A 21413-nucleotide genomic window follows, 5' to 3' on the forward strand; every position below is an offset into this window, starting at 1 on the left:
TTGAAACCATGGTTTCAAAGGCTTTTCTTTTTTATATACGGGGTTTTCGCCAGCTGTATTTCTGCTGGCGTTAGCTCACGATAACCACCTTTTGACAAACTTGAGTCAAGCAACAAACTGCCAATCCGTATTCGCTCCAGTTTGATGACTTTTTTGCCAACTGCTGCAAACATGCGTTTCACTTGGTGGAATTTTCCTTCTGTCAGTTCTAACGATATCGCAGACAAAGGGCCAGATTCTTCAATTTCTAGTTGGGCTGGCTTTGTGCAGTAGCCGTCATCAAGAACGACACCGTTTTTGAATGCTTCCACGTCTGCTTGTGTCACTTTACCTTCAACTAAAGCACGGTACTCTTTAGCAATATGTTTTTTCGGAGCCATAAGCTCATGGGAAAAGGCACCGTCTGTTGTTAACAACAATAATCCGGTTGTATCTTTATCTAACCTTCCGACTGGAAACGGCTTCATATGTCCCCATTCATTTTTCATTAAATCAAGAACCGTTTTCTGCCTCGCATCTTCTGTCGCTGTCACAACGCCCGCTGGTTTGTTGAGCATTAAATAAAGTTCAGCTTTGTAACGGACAGGGGTGCCTGCATAGCAAACAGATTGTCGCTCTGGTTGCACGTGGAGCTTCCCGTCTTTCACAACAGCACCGTCGACTTCAACCACTCCTTGTTTGAGTGCTTTTTTCACTTCGTTCCTCGTGCCATACCCGGCATTGGCTAGCATTTTATCAAGCCTCATCGAAAAGGCCCCCTCACTTTAAGAAAAAGCTGAAACAACGTGGTTTCAGCTAAATGTGTCTTCACTTGTAAACATGTAATTTTTCGTACGATAATGGACATTTAGAACGATGCCAATCGCCATCATATTCGTTAGCAATGCGCTTCCGCCATAGCTAATGAATGGCAAAGCAAGTCCCGTAATCGGCATAAGGCCAATCGTCATGGCAATGTTTTGAAACACTTGAAAAACGAGCAGGCCAACAACGCCCGCTACTAAGTAAGAGCCATAGAGGTTGTTGCACGTCAGCGATATCATAATCATGCGGTAAAACAACAAAAAGTAAATAACGAGCAAAACCATTGCCCCTAAAAAGCCGAATTCCTCGCCAATTACCGTAAACACAAAGTCCGTATGAATCTCAGGGATCACATCGCTTTGCGTCTGCATGCCTTCCAGAAAACCAGCGCCAAACAATTGGCCTGAACCAATCCCGAGGATCGCCTGGTTTAATTGATAGCCAATCCCACTCGTGTCACTGTCTGGATCGAGCCAGCCATAAATCCGGTCAAGCTGGTGAGGCTCAATCAAATATTCGCTAAAAAACTCAAAATGAGCTTCATGCATGTACACGAGAAAGGCAATACCTAAAACCGCAATCCCAACAAGTGACAACAAAATCCGCCACCGTATGCCTGACATTAACAACATCGTTGCAATTACGGACCCAATTACAAGCGCTGTACCGAGGTCAGGTTGTTTTAGAATAAGGAAAAACGGCGGTAAGCTGACAAGCAATATTTTTCCAAGCACGACCATGTCTTCTTTGAAAGTCCGCTTTTGCTTATCCTTTGTCAGCTTGTATAATAAATGAGCGAGTGCCAATATGAGAAAAATCTTCATAAACTCGGATGGCTGAATACCAAAAACCCAGCGTTGGGCGCCATTCCGTTCTTCTCCAAAAAACTCGACGGCCAAAAGCAAAACCATCCCTATTGCATAAACAGGAATGGAGAAGTTTCGAAATAAGTCAAAGTCAACCAACATCACGGCGACAATAACGACCGCACCAATACCGTACCATATTAATTGTCTAACGACGAAATAAGTGGGGTCATCGGAAAAATACTGCCCCGCCCCGCTGTAAATTGCTACTAAGCTGACGCACATAAGCAAAAACAGCAGAAACAACAGCGTATAATCAATCCCCGTATGTTTTCGTTCCATTGATAGCCTCCATCTATGCTGATAGCGATTCGTCTGAAGCTTGTTTGCGTGCTTGTCTCATGTTGGTTTGATGGATGTTCGCCAAAATCGCGATCGCCACAAGAGTAATGAGCAGCGATGTCCCCCCGTATGATACAAGAGGCAATGTGATGCCTGTAATCGGAAGCATGCCGGAAACAGCTCCGACATTAAAGATGATTTGAATCGCAAGCTGAAACACAATCCCAAAGGCGAGCAAACTGCCAAACGGATTTTTGCATTTGGCGCCAATCGAAATCCCACGAAACAAGATGATCGCATAACAACCAAATATAAACACAAGGCCAAGAAGCCCCAACTCTTCAGAAATGACCGCTAAAATAAAATCGGTATGTCCTTCTGGAAGCATCCGCATTTTTTGCAGGCTTTGCCCTAGCCCAAGGCCAGCAACGCCTCCATTTGAAATAGCCAGATAGCCGTTAATAAGCTGAAAGCCGCTATCATCCGGGCTTGCAAACGGATTGACAAACGACGTAAGGCGCTCAAGACGATACGGTTCAAAAATCGCCAGTGCAGCAAATACCGTAGCGCCCACTAACCCAAGGCCAATTAAATGCTTCCATCTTGCCCCTGATACGAACACCATAAGAATGGCTGTCATCAATATCGACGTGCCTGTCCCAAGGTCAGGTTGGCGCATAATGAGGGCAAACGCAACGCCGACAATAATAAGCGGCGGCAAAATCCCCCTGACAAAGTCATTAATATAGGCTTGTTTTTGCGAATACACTTGGGCAAGATAAATCGCCATTCCGATTTTCACAAACTCCGAAGGCTGCAAATTCATCGGTCCAATGCGAATCCACCGTGTCGCACCGACTTCGCTGCCTCCGCCGATTACTAATACAAGCACAAGCAAACAGAGCGCTAGAACCACAATGGCAGGCGTTAATTTTTTATAATGTCGGTATTGAAAATGCATCACAAACAAAAACACTGCGATGGCAAGGACAAGCCAAACCGCTTGCCTCGTTACATAGTAATATGGATTCGGCGTTTCCAAAAAATAACCTTCCACATAACTAGCGCTGTATACCATTAATAAGCCAAACAATGTCAGTGCAACCGTTGCTCCAATCAATACCCAATCATTGTCTTTGCGAAAGGAATAGTTCACTTTAGTCCTCCTATGGGCCTTTTAAACGTGGCAGCGGCCCGCGCAAAAGCTTACGCTGAAGGCATGAGTCAAACCGCCCATTAAATCGGAATAAACTTGCTTCATTATATCAAAGCTTGTCCCCATGAAAAAGAGGGTTTTCTTATAAACAAATGTCGAAAATCATCTAGTTTATGGGAAAGTTGCGGAACAAGTCATTCTCCTTGCAGATAAACTAGTTTTGCCGCCGCTTTGGTCAGCCAAGACTAAATTGAAACAGGTCCATTTAATCTGTAAAAAAGCAGTCGTCTTTTCCTTGGCAACTGCTTTTTTATGATTGTGCACAAACGAGCTATGTTACAATTTAAACCGCTCTCCAAGCACTTTTCCAGCCAAATGGGAACGGATGGCCAAATAGAAGTAAACAATTAAACCAACGCCGATGCTAACAAGTAAGACAATAAACGTTGTCACACGGGACAACTCTGGAAATAAAGCTGCAAGCCCATTGGCAAATACCCATACTGCAACTCCCATAATGGCGGCAAATATAACGATCAGCACCGTTCTTCGATAAATAAACGTATAGTCAAACTTGGCAAATCGGCCGATGAAATAAACATTTAAGGCAATACCTATCCCGAAACCAATATAGGTTGTCCAAATCGCGCCATATGGCCCGAACCATTTTAAGAATACATAAGTAAGCCCTAGTTTTAATAGGAGCCCGACGACAAGGGATAAAACGGCATTCCTTTGCCGATCCATTCCTTGCAAAATCGAACCAGTTACGGCATAAATAGAAAAAAACACGGTTGCCGGCGCGTAAAAACCTAGCGTTTCCGCTCCTAGCTCCAAGTTCGTACTGCCAAATAGGGCAAAATAAGTTGGCTTTGCTAGAACAGACATACCAATTGCCGCCGGGATACCGATAAATAAAATCACTTGGTACGTTTGTGTAATATAGCTTTGCAAGAGCTTATTGTCTTGATTAACGTATGCTTTTGTAATCGTCGGCACCAACGTAATCGATAAGGCCGTTGCTAGCGCCATTGGGATAAGGACAATTTTATGGGCCACTCCTGTTAAAGCGCCGACAAACGCTTTCGCTTCGCTGGCATACGCGGTCCCAGAAAGCGCCCCCTCAATCGAATACAAATCGACAGCCTGGAAAAAAGGAATCGCCAAGCCGACAAAAGAAAGAGGCAGTGCATACGAAATCAGTTCCTTATACATGCTCGGAAGCGTTTGTCTTTCTTTGGCAGGGTGGCTTTGTACACGTGCCAAAATCGTAGGGCGCTGTTTGAAATAAAAATAAAGCAACGTAGCCATTCCGCCAATTCCGCCGACAAAAGCGCCAAACGTCGCAAAACCGACTGCACGTGGCAAATCGCCGCTGCCGATAGACATGACAGCAAACGAAGCTGCTAATATAAAGACAACGCGGACAATCTGCTCAACGACTTGCGAAACCGATGTCGGCACCATTTGTTGAAACCCTTGCAAATAGCCGCGGACAATCGCCATTATTGGAATAATAAGCAGCGCAAAACTAACCATGCGAATCACATAGACAACGTTGTCAAACGTATACTGATCTGTTTCACTCGGTTGATAACTAAGCGACGCAAGGGCAGGAGCGCCTAAAAACATGACTAAAAATGCAAGAAGGCCTGTAACGGCCATAAACCAGATCCCTGACTTGAACAGGCGGTGCGCTGTTTCATAATCGCCTAGGGCGTGGTATTTTGAAACATACTTAGACATGGCAACAGGCACGCCAAGCGTAGATAATGTAAGTAAAATCGAATACGGTGTATAGCCATTTTGGTAGAGGGCATTCCCTTGCAAACCAACAAGTGCCGTAAAAGGAATAACATAAACAAAACCAATCAATTTTGACGTTAGCGTCGCCACGGTCAATACTTTCGTTCCTTGCATGAGCTTTGAAGCAGCCATGACTTCCCCCGTTTCTACATCCTTCACATTTCATTCATTCGTACGTTTTTTCGACACGCCTCAAGACGAGGCGACCTCTTTCGCATTTTAGCATAGATTAACAAGAATTGCTTCTCTTTATAAAAACGATCGAAAAAGTTCATATCAAGTGCATACAAAAACCAGCCACCCCAAGGGCGGCTGGTTTCTATTACGCTATTTCCGTGAGAGGTAGGCGTGTGCCGGCAAGCCTGCGCTTTCTACTCTGGCAGCAAATAGACTGCCTCCTTCATGCTCACCTTGCTTGTTCGCTGTCGTCACATACAATGTCCTGTAGTCTTCGCCACCAAATGCACAAGAAGTTACATTCGTTGCTGGCACAACGACTTCCTCAAGTACATTCCCGTTATCAGGGTCTACACAAATTACCTTACTAGCTCCATACAAAGCAATCCACAAATGCCCGTTTTCATCAATTGCCATACCGTCTGGACTCCCATTATAAGAGCGATATGGAATGTCAATTATACGTGGTTCAGACATTTCCCCTGTCTGTTCATCGAAACGGTAAGCAGTCGTGGACGCGCTCGCAGTTTCATTATGGTAGAGTAGTCCTTTCTCTTCGTCCCACGCAAGTCCGTTTGAAATGGCGAGTCCAGAAATCGCTTTGCTTATCTGGCCGTTATGGTCAAGGCAATAAAGGGCGCCAATCGGCGAATGGCAGTCAAAGGCCATCGTTCCTGCCCATAACCTTCCAGCAGGATCGCATTTTGCGTCATTAAAACGGAGCTGCTTTCCCCCTTGCGGCAAGAGGAAATAAGGTGTCAGCCGTTCTTCCTCATATAAGTATAGGCCATCCCCCATCGCAAGGACAAAACCGCCACCAGCCTTTTTGACAACCGCTGACACATGTTGAGCAAACGAAAACTGTTGATCGTCATTTGTTTTAGGGTTAAAGCGATGGAGCTTATAACCATCAATATCTACCCAGTAGAGAACTTGCTCTCCTTCATCCCATAAAGGGCCTTCCCCAAGAGCCGCCTTGCCCTTCCATACTGCTTCTGCCTGAATCATAATCCGCCCCCTATAACTTGGACAACAAACGACCGGTTTGCACGGGGGCCATCGAACTCACAAAAATAAATGCCTTGCCATGTGCCAAGCACAAGACGGCCATCGTCAATTATAACCGTTTGTGACGGCCCTACAGTCGATGTTTTCAAGTGAGCGGCCGTATTGCCTTCCATGTGGCGGTCCTGTGGGTGTTCCCACGGGAACACTTCATCAAGGCGGCGCAAAAAATCAACGACGACATCTGGATCAGCATTTTCATTGACAGTAATGCCAGCCGTTGTATGCAACGATTGGACAATAGCTATGCCTGAATGGACACCGCTTGCTTTGACAGCCGCTTCAACTTGGGCAGTAATGTCAATCATGTCACTATGTTTGCTAGTATCAATTGTATAACGTTTCATTTTACCCACCTCTCCTTTTCTCAGCTCATTCCCTTCTAGTTTGCTACTTAATCAGGAGAACTTCGATTGAAACAGAATTTTATACATCCGCTTACCCTTTAACGAGCAGCCGATCAGCGATTTGCAAACCATTTCCCAAAGGAGCACTAAAGCAAGCGAACCATAACGGTTGCGCTTGCTTAGACTGTAGCCAACAGGCTCATTCCGCTTCTTTCCTCAGCTAACGATTGTTTTCAAGAGGCTGAGTAATCTGCTTTAGTGACTACGCAAATACTGATTCGCAATGGCCAAAAACATTTCGCCAATATGGAAAAGCGCCCGTTCATCAAAATCAAAACGAGGATGGTGATGAGGAAATTGCGTGCGTTCTTCCTCCGTTCGGCCACCAACGTGGAAAAAGCACCCAGGCTTTTCTTCTAAGTAATAGGCAAAATCCTCGCCTCCAAGTGCAGCTGGCAACATTAATACATTTTCTTCCCCAAAAACCCCTTTTGCCAAGTCGCGAATGACTTCTGTTTCTTTTTCGGCATTTACAAGCGGCGGATAGCCATTTAAATAATCAATCGTGCAAGTGACATGCCCGCCATGCTCCTTCCCAGAAACAATCGCCCGAATTTCCTCTTCTATGAAAGCTCGCGTTTCTTCTTGAAAGGTGCGGACTGTTCCTTCAATTCGCGCCGTATCTGCAATTACGTTGAACGCTGTGCCTGCTTGGAAGACGCCAACTGTGACAACGGCCGTATCCATAGGGTTGATGCGGCGGCTAACAATGGTTTGCAAATCATTGACAAGCTGGCTACCAATCACAATTGAGTCAATTGTCGAATGAGGATGAGCGCCGTGCCCGCCTTTCCCTTGAATATGCACAGTAAATGCATCAACTGCAGCCATAACTGCTCCGGGGCTTGCATTTATTTGCCCAAGTGGAATTTGCGAGGATACATGGGCGCCAAATACAGCGTCCACCCCTTCTAAACAGCCGTCAGCAATCATTTCACGGGCGCCGCCAGGAGGTTTTTCCTCAGCGTGCTGGAACAAAAACACGATTGTCCCACGAAGCTCATCTACTTGGTCAAACAACGTTGCCGCAACACCTAACAAAGCAGCTGTGTGGCCATCATGCCCACAAGCGTGCATAACGCCCGGCTTCGTCGATGCATAAGAAACATCATTTTCTTCATGAATCGGCAATGCGTCAAAATCAGCACGAAAAGCGATTGTCGGTCCTGGCTTTTTGCCGTGGAGCTTTGCTACCACCCCGCGACCGCCTACATGTTCGCGTATATCTGTAAATCCAATTTCCTTTAATTTTTGTACGATAAAAGCAGGCGTTTCTACTTCCTCAAACGACAACTCTGGGTTTGCATGAAGATGCCTGCGCCATTCGATGACTTGTGCTTGTAACGTTTCTAATTTCTTCGTTGCGATTCCTTCCATTGCTTCCACTCCAATCTCCAAATCGGTCCATCTTTTATTTCGCTTTAAAAACCGTTACCTCCTGCTTGTTTTGTCCTTTTGTTTTCTATTTTTTTGTGTACAATGGTAAGAGTGAAAAAAGTGAGGATGAAATGAATGGACAACTACGATGTAATCATAGTCGGCGGCGGACCCTCTGGCCTGATGGCTTCTGTCGCCGCTGCGCAACAAGGGGCACACGTCCTCTTGCTCGATAAAGGCAACAAACTCGGCCGCAAACTTGCGATTTCAGGCGGGGGACGCTGCAATGTCACCAACCGGATGGAAAGGAAACAGTTGATTGAAAACATTCCAGGGAATGGCCGCTTTATGCATAGCCCATTCGCTGTATTTGACAATGAATCGATTATCGCTTTTTTTGAAGGCTTAGGAATTCGCTTAAAAGAAGAAGACAGAGGACGGATGTTTCCTGTTAACGATAAAGCACAAACTGTGGTCGACACATTGCTTGCGCAAATCCGTAAACTCGATGTCACCATCCGTACAAATGCCCGGGTCGCTGACATTATTGTAGAAGACGGGCAGGTAGTTGGAGTGGCACTAGAAGACGGGCAGCGCCTTGGCACAAAAGCGTTAATTATCGCTACTGGCGGCAAATCGGTGCCCCACACAGGTTCTACTGGCGACGGATACCCGTGGGCCAAAAAAGCAGGCCACACAATTACGGAGCTTTACCCGACAGAAGTGCCCATTACCCTTGCCGATCCCTTTATCGGCGATCAGTCTCTTCAAGGCCTGTCATTACGCGGAATTGAACTAGCGGTACTAAGACCAAATGGCAAAAAAATTATTCGCCATGAAGGCGACATGATTTTTACCCATTTCGGCATATCCGGTCCCGCGGCATTACGCTGTAGCCAGTTTGTTGTCAAGGCACTGAAAAAGTTCAAAACGCCTACGATTCCAATGACGATTAAGTTGTTCCCCGAACAATCGGCAGAGAGCCTTTTCCAAGCGCTCGTCAAACGGGCAAAGGCAGAGCCAAAAAAAACGTTAAAAACAGCATTAAAAGGGATGGCCCCTGAGCGATTGCTTTTGTACTTATATCAGTCATTAGAGATCGATTCCAGTGAAATGTGCGCCAATACCCCACATGATGCCTTTCGAAAATTAGCATCAGCATTAGACGCATTGCCATTGCATGCCAATGGCACATTGTCGATTGAAAAAGCATTTGTCACAGGTGGCGGCGTATCGATTAAAGAAATTGAGCCAAAAACGATGCACTCCAAAAAAACAACAGGCTTGTATTTTTGTGGGGAAGTGCTCGACATCCATGGCTATACAGGCGGTTTTAACATTACATGCGCTTTCTCGACTGGTTATACAGCCGGGCAGTCAGCAGCCCTTTTTGCAAACAAATAAGTCAGCTGTAAGCTGTAGCATCAGGCTCACATAAAGGCGAGCCTGATGTTTTATGCTAGGCAGCTATTTCCCTGACATTTCTTCAATATCACTTAACGTTTCTATTCCTTCTTCAGCAAGGAAATTAGGAAAAATGTCGAACTCTTCGACAATAGTAAGCGCTGTTTCATTCTGATATTCAGTCTTTAATATTCCATGTACGCTTCCGTCCCCTTCCTCGACTTCCAGGTTTTCAGCAAGTTGTCCTTCCATCCGTTTTGATAGAAAACGAATCGATTCGTCATTTTCAATTTCAATGATATACGCGCCAGATGCAGGGGTGTACAAACCTTCTTCAATAAACCCGCTATCTACTAAGAACAATATATAATTCTTGTTTAAATCAAGCTCTTCATAATCAAGGCTTTCAACCATTACTTCTTCAATCCTTTCTCCTTGATCATCAATGGCGGCTATTTGATCTGCGTAAGTGATCGCTGTTTTAATGGAACCCTCCACTTCTCCCTTATACGTTTTTTCAATCTGAAACGTATATATTTGCCCTTCCGTATAGAGTTCGTCTGATTCGACTGTAGGATCATTAGCTGAACGAATCATATTTGTTGGTTTTACAAATTCCGTAAACGATCCTTTTACAATAACGTCAGAGAACTCAATAATTTCATTTAAATGATTAGGAAGCTCTTCATCACTTGAATCCATTATTTGAATTTGTTCAGCTTCTTCCTTTACATGACATCCAGTTAAAATGATAAACATAGCAACAGCACTTATTAGCGTGAAGCATTTCTTCATAGCCTTAATCCTCCTTTATTTTTATCGATTATTCACATTCCTTATTCAGTACTTGTTGGCTGTTTTACAACGTTAACATAGCGAGTACGACAATTAGTTTCTTTTTGATCATAGAATTTGCCTCCTTAGTAATACTCTGATTTTAATCATATTGGAATTGAACTGGGCTAAAATCATTACGAAAAAAGAAAAAACAAAAAACCAAAAGGAAGCTGTTATGGCTTCCTTTTGGCTTTTTAAATTCTTTTCATTTATGACGCGATACGCAAACCGACCTCGGCTAGAACGGCACTTGCCAAATATGTGCCTGTAAAAACGAAGATCGCGACAATCGCAATTTTCCAGGACAGCTTCCGCAACTCGACTAGGCGGTCAGCAACAGAAATGCCTGCATATGTTAAAATCGGTGTCGTTATTGACAAGAAATCCACCGCTTGGATCGCTTGGACAAATCCATCAAACAACAAGCATAGAGTTAGAGACGTGATGCTAACCCAGCCAAGAACAGGAAAATTTGCAACAAAGCCGATTGGGAGTTTTTTAGCTAAATCGCCAATAAACAAGCCAATCAACGAAAAAAACCACAACGAGCCAAGGCCTGCTACTGTCATCAGGGAAATGCTTCCTACCGAGCCAGGATGAAATAGAAGCTTCATGCTATGGGTAAAAAGAATCAACATGATGCTGAGCAAAAGAATGAGGCTCATCTTCATATATTTATTTTTTATAATTAATTCCATCATTTAGCCTCCTTCCGTGTCAGCGTGCGATACATAAACCGTTGCAAAGGAGCCGCTAAAAACACCATCGTAAACGTGCCAATAAAGCTTGTGAGTAGTTGGCTTGCTGAAGCATAAGCAAGAATGAGGCTCTCCTTGTCTGGGTGGCTTGCTACAAGGGAGGAAGAGGCGGCTGTCATCATACTGCCTGAACCAACGCCCGCAGAAATGGCCAGCGACTCAACGCTAAATCCGAAATGCAACAAAACTGGCGGCAAAATGCTGAAAAAGATCGCACCAAATAGCGTACCGATAATGTACAGCGACAAGACCCCTCTCCCTTCATCAGAGTTTAACGTATATTTTTCAGAAATATAGGCGAGCTCGCCTTCGCGACCAATTCCAAGCGTGGCGCCAATCGCCTCACGCCGCAAACCTAGCAATAGTGCAGCAGGCAAGCCTAATAAAACTGTGCCTAAATTGCCAAATTCTTGAACAATGAAAATCCAGCCAATACTGAGGATTTCCCGGATTTGCGGGGCTACATCTGCCCCGTAGCGAGCCATAAGTGGCAGCATAATGATAATTAAATACGTGCCTGAAAAAGAAACATTGCTTTTACTGTAGACTTTTTTAAGGATTCCTTTGCGAAAAATTGAAAACGCAAACACCATTGTAATTAAAATTGCAAATAATAGCGGTAAGAGATTGATCGATAGGGGACCAATCGCGATGCTTTGAAAGCCAATCATTTCAGAGACGGCGATCACAATTAGAGAAAACAAAAGCAAATAAATAAATGTGCCTTTCATAGTGCACCCCTGTTCGTTTATAAATTGGTGTTGCTCGTCATCACTGTTTCAATTACGGCTAAATAGTCGTCATAACTCCGTTTATACAGACGGCTCCAGTCTATCGCCTCGTTTAACTCAGCAAATACTTGAGTGAGAAACCGCGGGAACACTGCAAACAGAAAATGTGGATCAACATCGACAAAATCATCGCCGTGGATGGTGCCTGCAAAACCGCTGTGGCCAATTTGAATACATGGCATCATGTACGACAAATCGCCAATATCACCTGCTGCACTAATCGCGTTGTTTTCGAGCAACTCTTCCACTTCCTCTGTTTTTGCAAACGCCTGTTTTACAAAGGTGGACAAGTAACGGTCTTGTACAAAGGGGAGGTAGCCCATTTGCGTATGAATGGCGACGTCGCCTTGAAGAGCGTGGGCACTTCCACGTGCAGCGGCGTCCATTTTTTTAGCGACTTCTCCCATATAGGCTAACGTTTTTGTGCGCAAGTCGGAGCCGATACGAATCGCGTTGGGAATCACATTGGTCGACATATCGCTAGCTGAGACAATCGGGTTCATTCGAACATTTTCACTGTCTTTTAGCTGCTGGCGTACAAGTCCTAAAGCAACATTAAACAACGTTGACATGCTGTAAGCATTTTTGGCAGCAAACGGATCGAAGCCTGCATGTGCTGCTTCGCCAATAAAGTCATAATATTTATACAAAAAACCTGCTAAATCACAATTGATTTCAACTGTCCGTTTTTCAAATGTTCCACCGATGGCATGGATGCAAATACTTGCATCGATGTTGTCAAACACTCCGAGTCTCATTGCTTCTGGCTTGCCTCCATAGTGGCCAATCGTGCCATTATTAAGCAATTCTTCCCGATAAGCAAGATCAAGGTATTCTTCTGCTGGAACAAATACAAAAGCTACATTAAAATCAAACTGAAGATGCTCGCCAGTTTGTACAAAATAATTGTACAACGCAAGGGCAATGGCTACTTGTGTATAATGGCCACAGTTATGGGCTGCGCCAGTCTTTTTGTCAGCCATATGGTGGCTAGGCGCATAAACCGCATCCAATTCGGCAATGAACGCGATTGTCTTATGCTTGTCCGTCGTTAATTGCGTTTTCAGCCCCGTTGTGCTAAAAGGTTCAATGAGAGCTGACGGGTTTTTCTGTTCAATAAATGTACGGACAGTTTCACTCGTGCGCGTTTCTTTATAGCCAAGTTCAGGATGGGCAAAAATATCACGAGCGATGGCAAGAATTTCTTCGTATTGCTGTTCAAAGATCACAGATTGTCATCCTCCCTTGTTTTACACTCGTCATCTTACACCTTTCGACATTATTCGTCAACACGAATTCTTTACATTCGCCTACTCATACGCTCTAATGTTCGGATTTCGCCTGTTTCCCACAAAAAAACCCCTATCCTCTTCTTGCTAAAGAGGATAGGGGACGAATCGCATTAATCGCCGTTTAGTCACAATGATTAACCAACAACAATATTGACAAGCTTTCCAGGAACAGCGATGACTTTGCGAATCGTTTTCTCGCCGATAGCTGCTTGCACTTTTTCATCAGCGAGTGCTGCTGCTTCCATTTCTTCTTTTGAGGCTCCTTTGTTTATAACGAGCTTTGTTTTAACTTTGCCGTTCATTTGCACGACGACCTCAACTTCGTTTTCAACGAGCAACGACTCATCATATGTCGGCCACGCTTCATACGTAATCGTATCTGTATGGCCAAGCTTTTCCCACAGCTCTTCGGCAATATGAGGAGCAACTGGCGACAAAAGCTTCACAAAGCCCTCTATTAGCGCTTTTGGCAATACCTCTTGCTTATTTCCCTCGTTTACAAACACCATTAATTGGGAAATCCCTGTATTAAAGCGCAGCTCGGCAAAGTCTTCGGTTACTTTTTTCACTGTTTGGTGGTAAGTGCGCACAAACGCTTCATTGCCTTCTACATCTTTGACGTTGCTGTTCAGCTTGCCTGTTTCTTCGTTAACAATCAGGCGCCAAACCCGTTCAAGAAAACGGCGCGAGCCATCAAGGCCGTTTGTTGACCAAGCTACAGATGCATCTAGAGGGCCCATAAACATTTCATACAGGCGCAGCGTGTCAGCCCCGTGGCTGGCAATAATCTCATCAGGGTTCACAACATTGCCTTTTGACTTGCTCATCTTTTCGTTATTTTCGCCAAGGATCATGCCTTGGTTAAACACTTTTTGGAATGGTTCTTTTGTCGGCACAACGCCAATATCATACAAAAACTTATGCCAAAAACGTGCATATAGCAAATGCAACACTGCATGTTCGGCACCGCCAATATACGTATCGACAGGCAGCCAATTTTTTAGTTTTTCAGGATCAGCCAACGCTTCGTCGTTTGTCGGGTCGATATAGCGCAAATAATACCAGCAGCTACCTGCCCATTGGGGCATCGTGTTCGTTTCACGGCGACCACGCATGCCTGTTTTAGGATCAACAACTTCCAGCCAATCTTTCGCATTAGCAAGCGGCGATTCGCCTGTACCCGAAGGTTTGATTTCCTCTAGATCAGGCAACACAAGCGGCAATTCGCTCTCATCCAGAGCTGACATAGAGCCATCTTCCCAGTGGATAATTGGAATCGGTTCGCCCCAATAACGCTGGCGGCTAAAGAGCCAATCACGCAGGCGGTATGTGACCTTTCTTTGCCCAGCGCCATTTTTCTCTAGCCAGACAATCATTTTCTCAACCGCTTCTTGCTTGTTTAACCCATTGAGAAAATCAGAATTAACATGTTCTCCGTCCCCTGTGTAAGCAGCTTTTGAGACATCTCCACCTGCGACCACTTCTTTTATTGGCAAGCCAAATGCATTAGCAAATTCGAAATCACGCTCATCATGGGCAGGAACAGCCATGACAGCTCCAGTGCCATAACTGATTAGTACATAATCAGCTATCCAAACTGGAATCTTTTCGCCATTTACAGGATTGATGGCATAAGCGCCAGTAAACGCGCCTGTTTTTTCTTTTGCCAAATCTGTCCGTTCAATGTCACTTTTGAGCGCGACTTGCTTTTGGTATGCTTCTACCGCTTCCTTTTGCTCATCGGTAGTGATCTCAGTCACGAGCTTATGCTCAGGGGCAAGCACCATATAAGTAGCGCCAAACAACGTGTCTGGCCGCGTCGTAAACACGTTAACGGAATGTTCATTGATCTTAAATGTCACTTCAGCGCCTTCCGATTTGCCGATCCAGTTCCGCTGCATATCTTTTAGGCTTTCCGGCCATTCCAGCTCTTCAAGGTCTTCGAGCAAGCGCTCAGCATAAGCCGTAATGCGCAACACCCATTGTTTCATTGGGCGCCTTTCAACTGGATGGCCTCCTCGTTCGCTGACACCGTCGACAATTTCCTCATTGGCTAGCACAGTCCCCAGTGCCGGGCACCAGTTCACGGCTACTTCGTCAATATAAGCAAGCCCTTTTTCATATAATTTCAGAAAAATCCATTGTGTCCATTTGTAATAGTGAGGATCAGTCGTACTAATTTCACGATCCCAATCGTAAGAAAAACCAAGTTCTTTAATTTGCCGTTTAAAGGTGTCAATGTTTTGTTTAGTAAATGTAGCCGGGTGTTTGCCTGTATCTAAAGCGTACTGCTCAGCTGGTAAGCCAAAAGCATCCCAACCCATAGGATGAAGAACATTGTAGCCTTGCATCCGCTTCATCCGCGCTAAAATATCCGTTGCCGTGTATCCCTCTGGATGGCCGACATGAAGACCAGCCCCTGATGGGTAGGGAAACATATCTAATGCATAAAAATGTGGCCCTTCTGCTTGTTCGTCTGTTTTAAACGTTTTGTTTTCTTCCCAAAATGCTTGCCATTTTTTTTCAATCTCCTGATGTGAAAACGACATTCCTTTTCCTCCTTCTGCTGCTTCCAACAAAAAAACTCTCTCCCAAAAGGGACGAGAGTTTGCATACATTCCCGCGGTGCCACCCACATTAACAGGCATCGCCTGTTCACTTACACATAACGGTGTGTCCCGTTAAGAGCTACTGGCAATGCGGTTCACTCTTACAACTAAAAGGCGAGTTCACATCTCTTCTCAGGCTGGCTTGCACCGTCCGCCAGCTCTCTTGCTTTCCGAAGTGACGCTACTACTCCTTTATCCTTGTATTTCCCTAGTTTACGATATGCTCATTGTATGAAAAGTCTTTTCCAAAGTCAAGCAAACATATACCTATTTTAGCTTTTCGATTCAACACGGATCCGTTTGTTCTAAAAAGAGTGCCCTGTTTGCATAATAGTCTTATAAGTGCCTTTTAGCATCTGAACGCTCTCAGTGAACTGTTGCCGCTCAATGTCGTTCAACTTCAGTTCAAGCACTTCACGAACACCATTACGGTTTACGATTGCCGGTACAGCAATGCATACTTCTTTCGCTCCGAACTCGCCATTAAGAAATGTGCTGACAGTCATGACAGCATGTTCATTTTTTAACAGTGCTTTTGTGATGCGGACTAAACTCATGGCAATCCCATAATAAGTGGCGCCTTTTTTATGAATTATTTCATAGGCGGCATCGCGGACATTGGTAAAAATGTCATCTAAATCAGCTTTTTTATACGCTCTGTTACGGAGCAAATACTGGGAAAGTGGGACATTTCCAATTGTTGCTGTGCTCCATAAAGGCAGTGCGCTATCGCCATGTTCGCCTACTACATAAGCGTGGACGTGTTTAGCAGAAATTTGGAAGTACTCGCCTAGCATAAACCGTAGCCTTGCTGTATCTAACGTTGTTCCGCTGCCGATGACTCGTTTTTTAGGCAGGCCGCTAAAAACTTGCGTCGCTTGTGTTAATAGATCAACAGGGTTTGTGGCGACTAGGAAAATACCGTTAAATCCACTTGCCATAACGGCATCCACGACTTCCTTAAAAATAATCACATTTTTTTCAAGCAGATCTAAACGCGTCTCCCCTGGCTTCTGATTTGCCCCAGCACTAATACAAACGACATCAGCCTCTTTGCAATCTTCGTAATTGCCGTGCCATATCGATGTGACGGAAGGAGCGAAAGCCTGGCCATGGTTTAAATCCATCACGTCGCCACTTGCTTTTTCTTGATCTATATCTATAATGACAAGCTCCTTTGCCACCCCTTGGTTCATCAGTGCGAATGCATAGCTGCTGCCTACATGCCCCGTTCCAATGACGACAACGCGATCCCTTTTCGCTTTACTCGGCGTTCTGACCATAAGCGCCCACATCCTTCTTAAGGATTTTGTGAAATTATTCACATTTATATTGTGCATTATTTCACAAAAATTTTCAAGTACACCACTTTGCCTATGTTTTTTTCGGTTAAAACGCGTGCGGTTGGCTAAACCCATACCGGCACTTAAACTAGTTAAAAATGCTTATCGATCACCTGAACAACGCTCTATTGAGCGTTGTTCAGGTGATCATTCTGATGCTCTTTTAATAGCGGGCGGTCATAAAGACGTACTAGCGGAATCGCCAGTAGCAGTAAAATACTAATGAGGACAAACAGCACTTGGATTGAAAACCTATCTACCACTATGCCGCCGAGCAACGGGCCAATCATGCGTCCGCCAGTGGCTACGCTATTGACAATGCCTTGATATGCCCCTTCCCGCCCAGATGGAGCAAGGGCGTTGGCAATTGTTGGCACTGCAGGCCAGACAAACATTTCGCCGATTGTCAAAATGAGCATGGCGACAAAAAAGCCACTGAACACTTGGGCTTGTGTCAATACAAGATAGGACAAAGCAAAAATGAACAACCCAAGGCCCATTTGCCCTTTAAGCGTTAGCCTCCCCTTTTGGATCACCCATCGGATCAAGGGCTGTGCAAGGACAATTAACAATCCGTTCATCGTCCATAATATACTGTAAGCATGTAATGGAATGCCGAGTGACTGAATGTAGACAGACACATTTGCCTGCCACTGCGTATAGCCAAGCCAAGAAATGAAGAAAGCTACTGACACAATCCATAGCGCTTGCAAACGGTATTTAGACGCTTTGTTGGCATGTTGAATTCCTGCTCCCGCCGTTCTTCCTTTGCTTCCTGACCAATGGCGAAAAAACACAGCAATGTAGACAAGTAGCAACACATGCATGGCTGCATTGGCGACAAAAACGTCTGTCAAACGTACGAGCGTAACAACGCCAATTAAAGCCGTTCCTAGTGATACACCTACATTTTGCGCTACATAAATCGCATTTGCTGACTTTCTCCCACCTTCTGGCCACAAACTTCCAGCAAGTGCATACATGGAAGGGGCCATCATTCCAGAACCAAACCCCATCCCCGCTAGAAAAACAGCGTACCATCCATATTCTCCATAATAGAAAGCGAGCAAAACAGCAGAGGCTGCAGAAAGAACACAACCGAGCAAAATGGTAGGATAGGCGCCAATCCGATCATACAATCTGCCGCCAATCAAGCTGCCAAGTACGCCTGCCCCTGCATTTAGCATAAGCACAGCTCCCGAAGCTGTTAAACTTTGCCCAAGCAGTTGCGTCATAATGATTGCATTGAGTGGCCATAAAAACGAAGCGCCGGTAATGTTAATGGCTGTTGCTACCATTAAAATCCAAATTGATTTCGGCAAAACACGCGCCTCCTCTTTTTTTCCTTTCTCACATTGTGCCTATGATAGTGTAGGAGAAATTTAGCAAATAAGCAACAAGCACATTCGCTGCAATTATGGTAAACTAAGAAAAAAATTCGCCAAAAGACAAGAGACGCACATGGCCTCTGTCTTGTATAACGGCGATAGCTATTAGATGAAAAGGGAGTCGTCTAAATGATGAATAACCAGCTCGGCACCGAAATCGCTCATCATCCCGTTGCCGTGTTCCCGTTCCCAGTCAGCTGCTTTTGGTATTTGCCTGACGTGTTTGCGTTAATTAAACAGCCTTTAATATGCCCCGCCTTTTGGGGGGAGGAGCCGTGAACCTTCTTGGCGTCCTGCCATTTGCCCATTCGTTGCTTACCAGCGCTGTCCAGCCAGGGGACACCGTCGTTGATGCGACAATTGGAAATGGACACGATACATTGGTTTTGGCTAAACTTGTTGGTGAAACAGGCGTTGTGATTGGCTGTGACATCCAAGCATCCGCACTAACCTCTACAGAAGCACGCCTTCAAAAGGCAGGTTTGGACAAGCAAGTATCCCTATTCCAAATCGGCCATGAAAAGTTGGCGACTTTGCCGTTGTTTGTCAACTCAACCATCGCCGCTGCCATCTTTAATTTAGGCTATTTGCCTGGCGGAGACAAAGGCGTTACAACAACAGGGAAAACGACAATTGCAGCGATTGAGCAACTATTTAACCGTTTAAAACAAGGCGGCCTGATTGTTCTCGTCGTCTACCATGGACACCCACAAGGCAAAAAGGAAAAAAACGAACTGTTGGCTTATGTCGAATCGCTTCCTCAAGAAAAGGCCCATGCAGCGACGTACCAATTTATTAACCAAAAAAATGATCCTCCTTTTGTGGTAGCCATTGAAAAACGAGCGAAATTTCATCTTTAAGCGTCCGAGCAAGAGAAAACACTGGGTTTTCTAAAGAAAAGATAGAAGGAGAAGTGATCCAAATGAGCAAACTTGAATCGATTCTAGCTTTTAATGAAGCATTTGTAGCTAATAAAGAATATGAGCGCTTTAAAGCAGACAAATTTCCGCAAAAGAAAATCGTTATTTTAACATGCATGGATACGCGGCTCGTTGAATTGCTCCATAATGCGATGAATTTAAAAAATGGCGACGCTAAAATTATCCGTAATGCTGGCGCTGTCATCTCCCATCCATTTGGCAGCATCATGCGCAGCATTCTAGTTGCCATTTATGAATTAGGCGCAGAAGAAGTGTTTGTTATTGGCCATTACGGCTGTGGAATGACAGGCCTTTCTGCAAATTCCGTTCTCCAAAAGGCTGAAGAACGGGGCATTGATATGGATGAAATCAATGCACTCCAATACGCAGGTGTAGATGTGAACAAGTTTTTAACTGGTTTTGAAAATGTAACGGAAAGCGTCAACCACAGTGTCGATATGGTTATTAACCACCCACTTTTGCCAAAGGATGTACGGGTTCACGGTCTAGTCATCGATCCTGAAACAGGAAAGCTTGATTTGCTACAACGTGATTTGCAAAAAGGGGCAAACGCCAAGGAGCCGCAAGACGCATAACAAAATGAAATAGACAGCAAAAAGATGGCCTTGGGTAACACCCGAGGCCATCTTTTTATCGATGACTGCCTGTTACGGAAACAGCATATTCACAAAGCCGATCGTAAAACGAAACACTTCTTCTTTTTCAGGTTCGTTAAAGAGCTCATGATAAAGGCCGTCCCATTCTTTGTACATTTTATGGTTGATCTGCAAATCATTAAACCAAGCCATGCCTGCTTGTTTATCGATCACATAGTCTTCTCCTGCAGCAAGCAATAATACGGGGATATTTGGCATTTTCTCCGGGTAGCGCCTCGTAAGGCGCATTGCTTTCTCCAATTCGTGGTACCAACGGGCAGATACTTTCGTTACTCGCAACGGGTCCCGCGCATATTCTTCACGGACTTGCTCGCTCCTCGTCGTTTGTTCAGGAGACAAACCAGCATTCATGCTAAACGCAGGCGCTACATGATTAAGCATTTTTGCTGCCGCCTTTTTCGGCGCAGGAATGTCCATAGCGAGTTGCAAACAAGGCGAAGAAAGCACGAGCGCTTCCACAAACGAATGGTCTTTTTCCATTAATGTACGAATAGAAATGAGGCCGCCCATGCTGTGCCCAACGAGCACAATTGGCAATTGCTTTGTCCTTGCATGCTTAAGCCAGACATCCACTGTTTTTATGTATTTCTGAAATGAGTCGATATGCCCGCGCTTTCCCCGCGACTCCCCTTGCCCGGGCAAATCCCCTAGCAGGCAATCAAACCCATGTTGATTCCATTTTTCCACAAGCCAACGGTACCGACCGCTATGCTCCCCGGCTCCATGAACAATAACAGCAACGCCTCTGGCATCTGGAACGTCAAAATAGCGCACAGCCACTCCTCCTTATACAAGCTGTTGCTTCGCTACATTATGCGTTACACTTAGTATAGCTGTTTTTTTATTAAACGAAAAGGATGTGACAACATGATCCTTCCATACAAGGGCGTTGTTCCAACTATTGACCCATCTGTATACGTAGCCGAGGGAGCGATCGTTACAGGCGATGTTACGATTGGTGCTCAATCAAGCGTATGGTTTCATACAGTCATTCGCGGTGACGTAGCGCCGACAATCATTGGAGAACGTGTTAATATTCAAGATCAATCAATGCTCCACCAAAGCCCCCATTCGCCTCTTATGATTGAAGATGATGTCACAATAGGTCATCAAGCAATGCTCCACAGCGCGATCATCCGTAAACAAGCACTGATTGGCATGGGCTCCACGATTCTAGACGGCGCCGAAATTGGCGAGGGCGCATTTATTGGCGCCGGCAGTCTTGTCCCTCCTGGTAAGGTGATCCCTCCTGGAACACTTGCTTTTGGCCGGCCTGCAAAAGTCGTCCGTCCTTTAAATGAAACAGACAAAAAAGAAATGGCACGGATTCGCCGGGAATACGTAGAAAAAGGCCAATACTACAAATCGTTGCAGCAACAGACAGCGACGAGAAACAAAGATCAACAATGAATAAAGCGTACAAAAATGATACACAAAAAGCCTGTCGGCAAAAT

General features: G+C 44.9%; 20 protein-coding genes and 1 other annotated feature. Of the genes, 5 read left to right on the forward strand and 15 right to left on the reverse strand.

Annotation, left to right across the window (positions count from 1 at the left end):
- Positions 1 to 14: 14 nt before the first annotated feature.
- The 7 genes from V5G21_RS02805 to V5G21_RS02835 form a co-directional block, all read right to left on the reverse strand.
- The gene (locus V5G21_RS02805) at positions 15 to 746 is read right to left on the reverse strand and encodes a pseudouridine synthase (RefSeq protein ID WP_095326307.1); all 732 of its coding nucleotides are present in this window, start codon (positions 744 to 746) and stop codon (positions 15 to 17) included.
- Positions 747 to 791: 45 nt separating this feature from the next.
- The gene (rodA, locus tag V5G21_RS02810) at positions 792 to 1952 is read right to left on the reverse strand and encodes a rod shape-determining protein RodA (protein WP_011247641.1); all 1161 of its coding nucleotides are present in this window, start codon (positions 1950 to 1952) and stop codon (positions 792 to 794) included.
- A 13-nt stretch (positions 1953 to 1965) separates the two neighbouring features.
- Entirely contained in the window at positions 1966 to 3108 is a 1143-nt protein-coding gene (gene ftsW / locus V5G21_RS02815; RefSeq protein WP_011247642.1) for a putative lipid II flippase FtsW, read from the reverse strand.
- A 336-nt stretch (positions 3109 to 3444) separates the two neighbouring features.
- Positions 3445 to 5046: a putative polysaccharide biosynthesis protein gene (locus V5G21_RS02820; RefSeq protein ID WP_035201967.1), complete on the reverse strand. Its 1602-nt coding sequence runs from the start codon at positions 5044 to 5046 to the stop codon at positions 3445 to 3447.
- 195 nt (positions 5047 to 5241) lie between these two features.
- On the reverse strand, positions 5242 to 6099 hold the full coding sequence (locus V5G21_RS02825; protein ID WP_035201970.1) for an SMP-30/gluconolactonase/LRE family protein: 858 nt from the start codon (positions 6097 to 6099) through the stop codon (positions 5242 to 5244).
- Entirely contained in the window at positions 6096 to 6503 is a 408-nt protein-coding gene (locus V5G21_RS02830; protein WP_035201973.1) for a secondary thiamine-phosphate synthase enzyme YjbQ, read from the reverse strand. Before V5G21_RS02830 ends, V5G21_RS02825 begins: the two co-directional genes overlap by 4 nt.
- A gap of 255 nt (positions 6504 to 6758) precedes the next feature.
- Complete coding sequence (locus V5G21_RS02835; protein ID WP_035201976.1) at positions 6759 to 7940, reverse strand: M20 metallopeptidase family protein; 1182 nt, start codon at positions 7938 to 7940, stop codon at positions 6759 to 6761.
- A gap of 135 nt (positions 7941 to 8075) precedes the next feature.
- On the opposite strand from V5G21_RS02835, the gene V5G21_RS02840 reads away from it, so the two are divergent.
- Complete coding sequence (locus tag V5G21_RS02840) at positions 8076 to 9344, forward strand: NAD(P)/FAD-dependent oxidoreductase (RefSeq protein ID WP_035201979.1); 1269 nt, start codon at positions 8076 to 8078, stop codon at positions 9342 to 9344.
- A gap of 63 nt (positions 9345 to 9407) precedes the next feature.
- Here V5G21_RS02840 and V5G21_RS02845 read toward each other — a convergent pair whose 3' ends face one another.
- From V5G21_RS02845 to V5G21_RS02875, 7 genes are all read right to left on the reverse strand, one after another.
- A complete protein-coding gene (locus tag V5G21_RS02845; protein WP_035201981.1) occupies positions 9408 to 10139 on the reverse strand; it encodes a hypothetical protein in 732 nt (243 codons plus the stop codon).
- A 251-nt stretch (positions 10140 to 10390) separates the two neighbouring features.
- Positions 10391 to 10879: a hypothetical protein gene (locus V5G21_RS02850; protein ID WP_035201982.1), complete on the reverse strand. Its 489-nt coding sequence runs from the start codon at positions 10877 to 10879 to the stop codon at positions 10391 to 10393.
- Complete coding sequence (locus tag V5G21_RS02855) at positions 10879 to 11670, reverse strand: DUF3100 domain-containing protein (RefSeq protein ID WP_011247711.1); 792 nt, start codon at positions 11668 to 11670, stop codon at positions 10879 to 10881. The genes V5G21_RS02850 and V5G21_RS02855 overlap by 1 nt, the downstream gene beginning before the upstream one ends.
- Positions 11671 to 11687: 17 nt before the next feature.
- On the reverse strand, positions 11688 to 12959 hold the full coding sequence (locus V5G21_RS02860; RefSeq protein ID WP_035201985.1) for a M20/M25/M40 family metallo-hydrolase: 1272 nt from the start codon (positions 12957 to 12959) through the stop codon (positions 11688 to 11690).
- A 197-nt stretch (positions 12960 to 13156) separates the two neighbouring features.
- Positions 13157 to 15571, reverse strand: a complete 2415-nt coding sequence (leuS, locus tag V5G21_RS02865; RefSeq protein WP_035202000.1) for a leucine--tRNA ligase — start codon at positions 15569 to 15571, stop codon at positions 13157 to 13159.
- Between the two features lie 44 nt (positions 15572 to 15615).
- Positions 15616 to 15839: a binding site (T-box leader), on the reverse strand.
- 97 nt (positions 15840 to 15936) lie between these two features.
- Positions 15937 to 16914 (reverse strand): L-lactate dehydrogenase, encoded by a 978-nt coding sequence (locus tag V5G21_RS02870; RefSeq protein WP_011247714.1) that lies wholly within the window; start codon positions 16912 to 16914, stop codon positions 15937 to 15939.
- 185 nt (positions 16915 to 17099) lie between these two features.
- Complete coding sequence (locus V5G21_RS02875; protein WP_035201986.1) at positions 17100 to 18296, reverse strand: MDR family MFS transporter; 1197 nt, start codon at positions 18294 to 18296, stop codon at positions 17100 to 17102.
- 195 nt (positions 18297 to 18491) lie between these two features.
- Between V5G21_RS02875 and V5G21_RS02880 the strand changes: the two genes are divergently transcribed.
- From V5G21_RS02880 to V5G21_RS02890, 3 genes are all read left to right on the forward strand, one after another.
- Positions 18492 to 18641, forward strand: a complete 150-nt coding sequence (locus V5G21_RS02880; protein ID WP_156323124.1) for a hypothetical protein — start codon at positions 18492 to 18494, stop codon at positions 18639 to 18641.
- Positions 18638 to 19222 (forward strand): class I SAM-dependent methyltransferase, encoded by a 585-nt coding sequence (locus V5G21_RS02885; protein ID WP_011247716.1) that lies wholly within the window; start codon positions 18638 to 18640, stop codon positions 19220 to 19222. The genes V5G21_RS02880 and V5G21_RS02885 overlap by 4 nt, the downstream gene beginning before the upstream one ends.
- 62 nt (positions 19223 to 19284) lie before the next feature.
- Complete coding sequence (locus tag V5G21_RS02890; RefSeq protein ID WP_035201987.1) at positions 19285 to 19878, forward strand: beta-class carbonic anhydrase; 594 nt, start codon at positions 19285 to 19287, stop codon at positions 19876 to 19878.
- Positions 19879 to 19950: 72 nt separating this feature from the next.
- Here V5G21_RS02890 and V5G21_RS02895 read toward each other — a convergent pair whose 3' ends face one another.
- A complete protein-coding gene (locus tag V5G21_RS02895) occupies positions 19951 to 20733 on the reverse strand; it encodes an alpha/beta hydrolase (protein WP_011247718.1) in 783 nt (260 codons plus the stop codon).
- Positions 20734 to 20826: 93 nt separating this feature from the next.
- Here V5G21_RS02895 and V5G21_RS02900 point away from each other — a divergent pair, with 93 nt between their 5' ends.
- Complete coding sequence (locus tag V5G21_RS02900) at positions 20827 to 21369, forward strand: gamma carbonic anhydrase family protein (protein WP_011247719.1); 543 nt, start codon at positions 20827 to 20829, stop codon at positions 21367 to 21369.
- Positions 21370 to 21413 lie beyond the last annotated feature (44 nt).

The sequence above is a fragment of the Shouchella rhizosphaerae genome (genome assembly GCF_036700015.1).
Classification (GTDB): domain Bacteria; phylum Bacillota; class Bacilli; order Bacillales; family Bacillaceae_D; genus Shouchella; species Shouchella rhizosphaerae.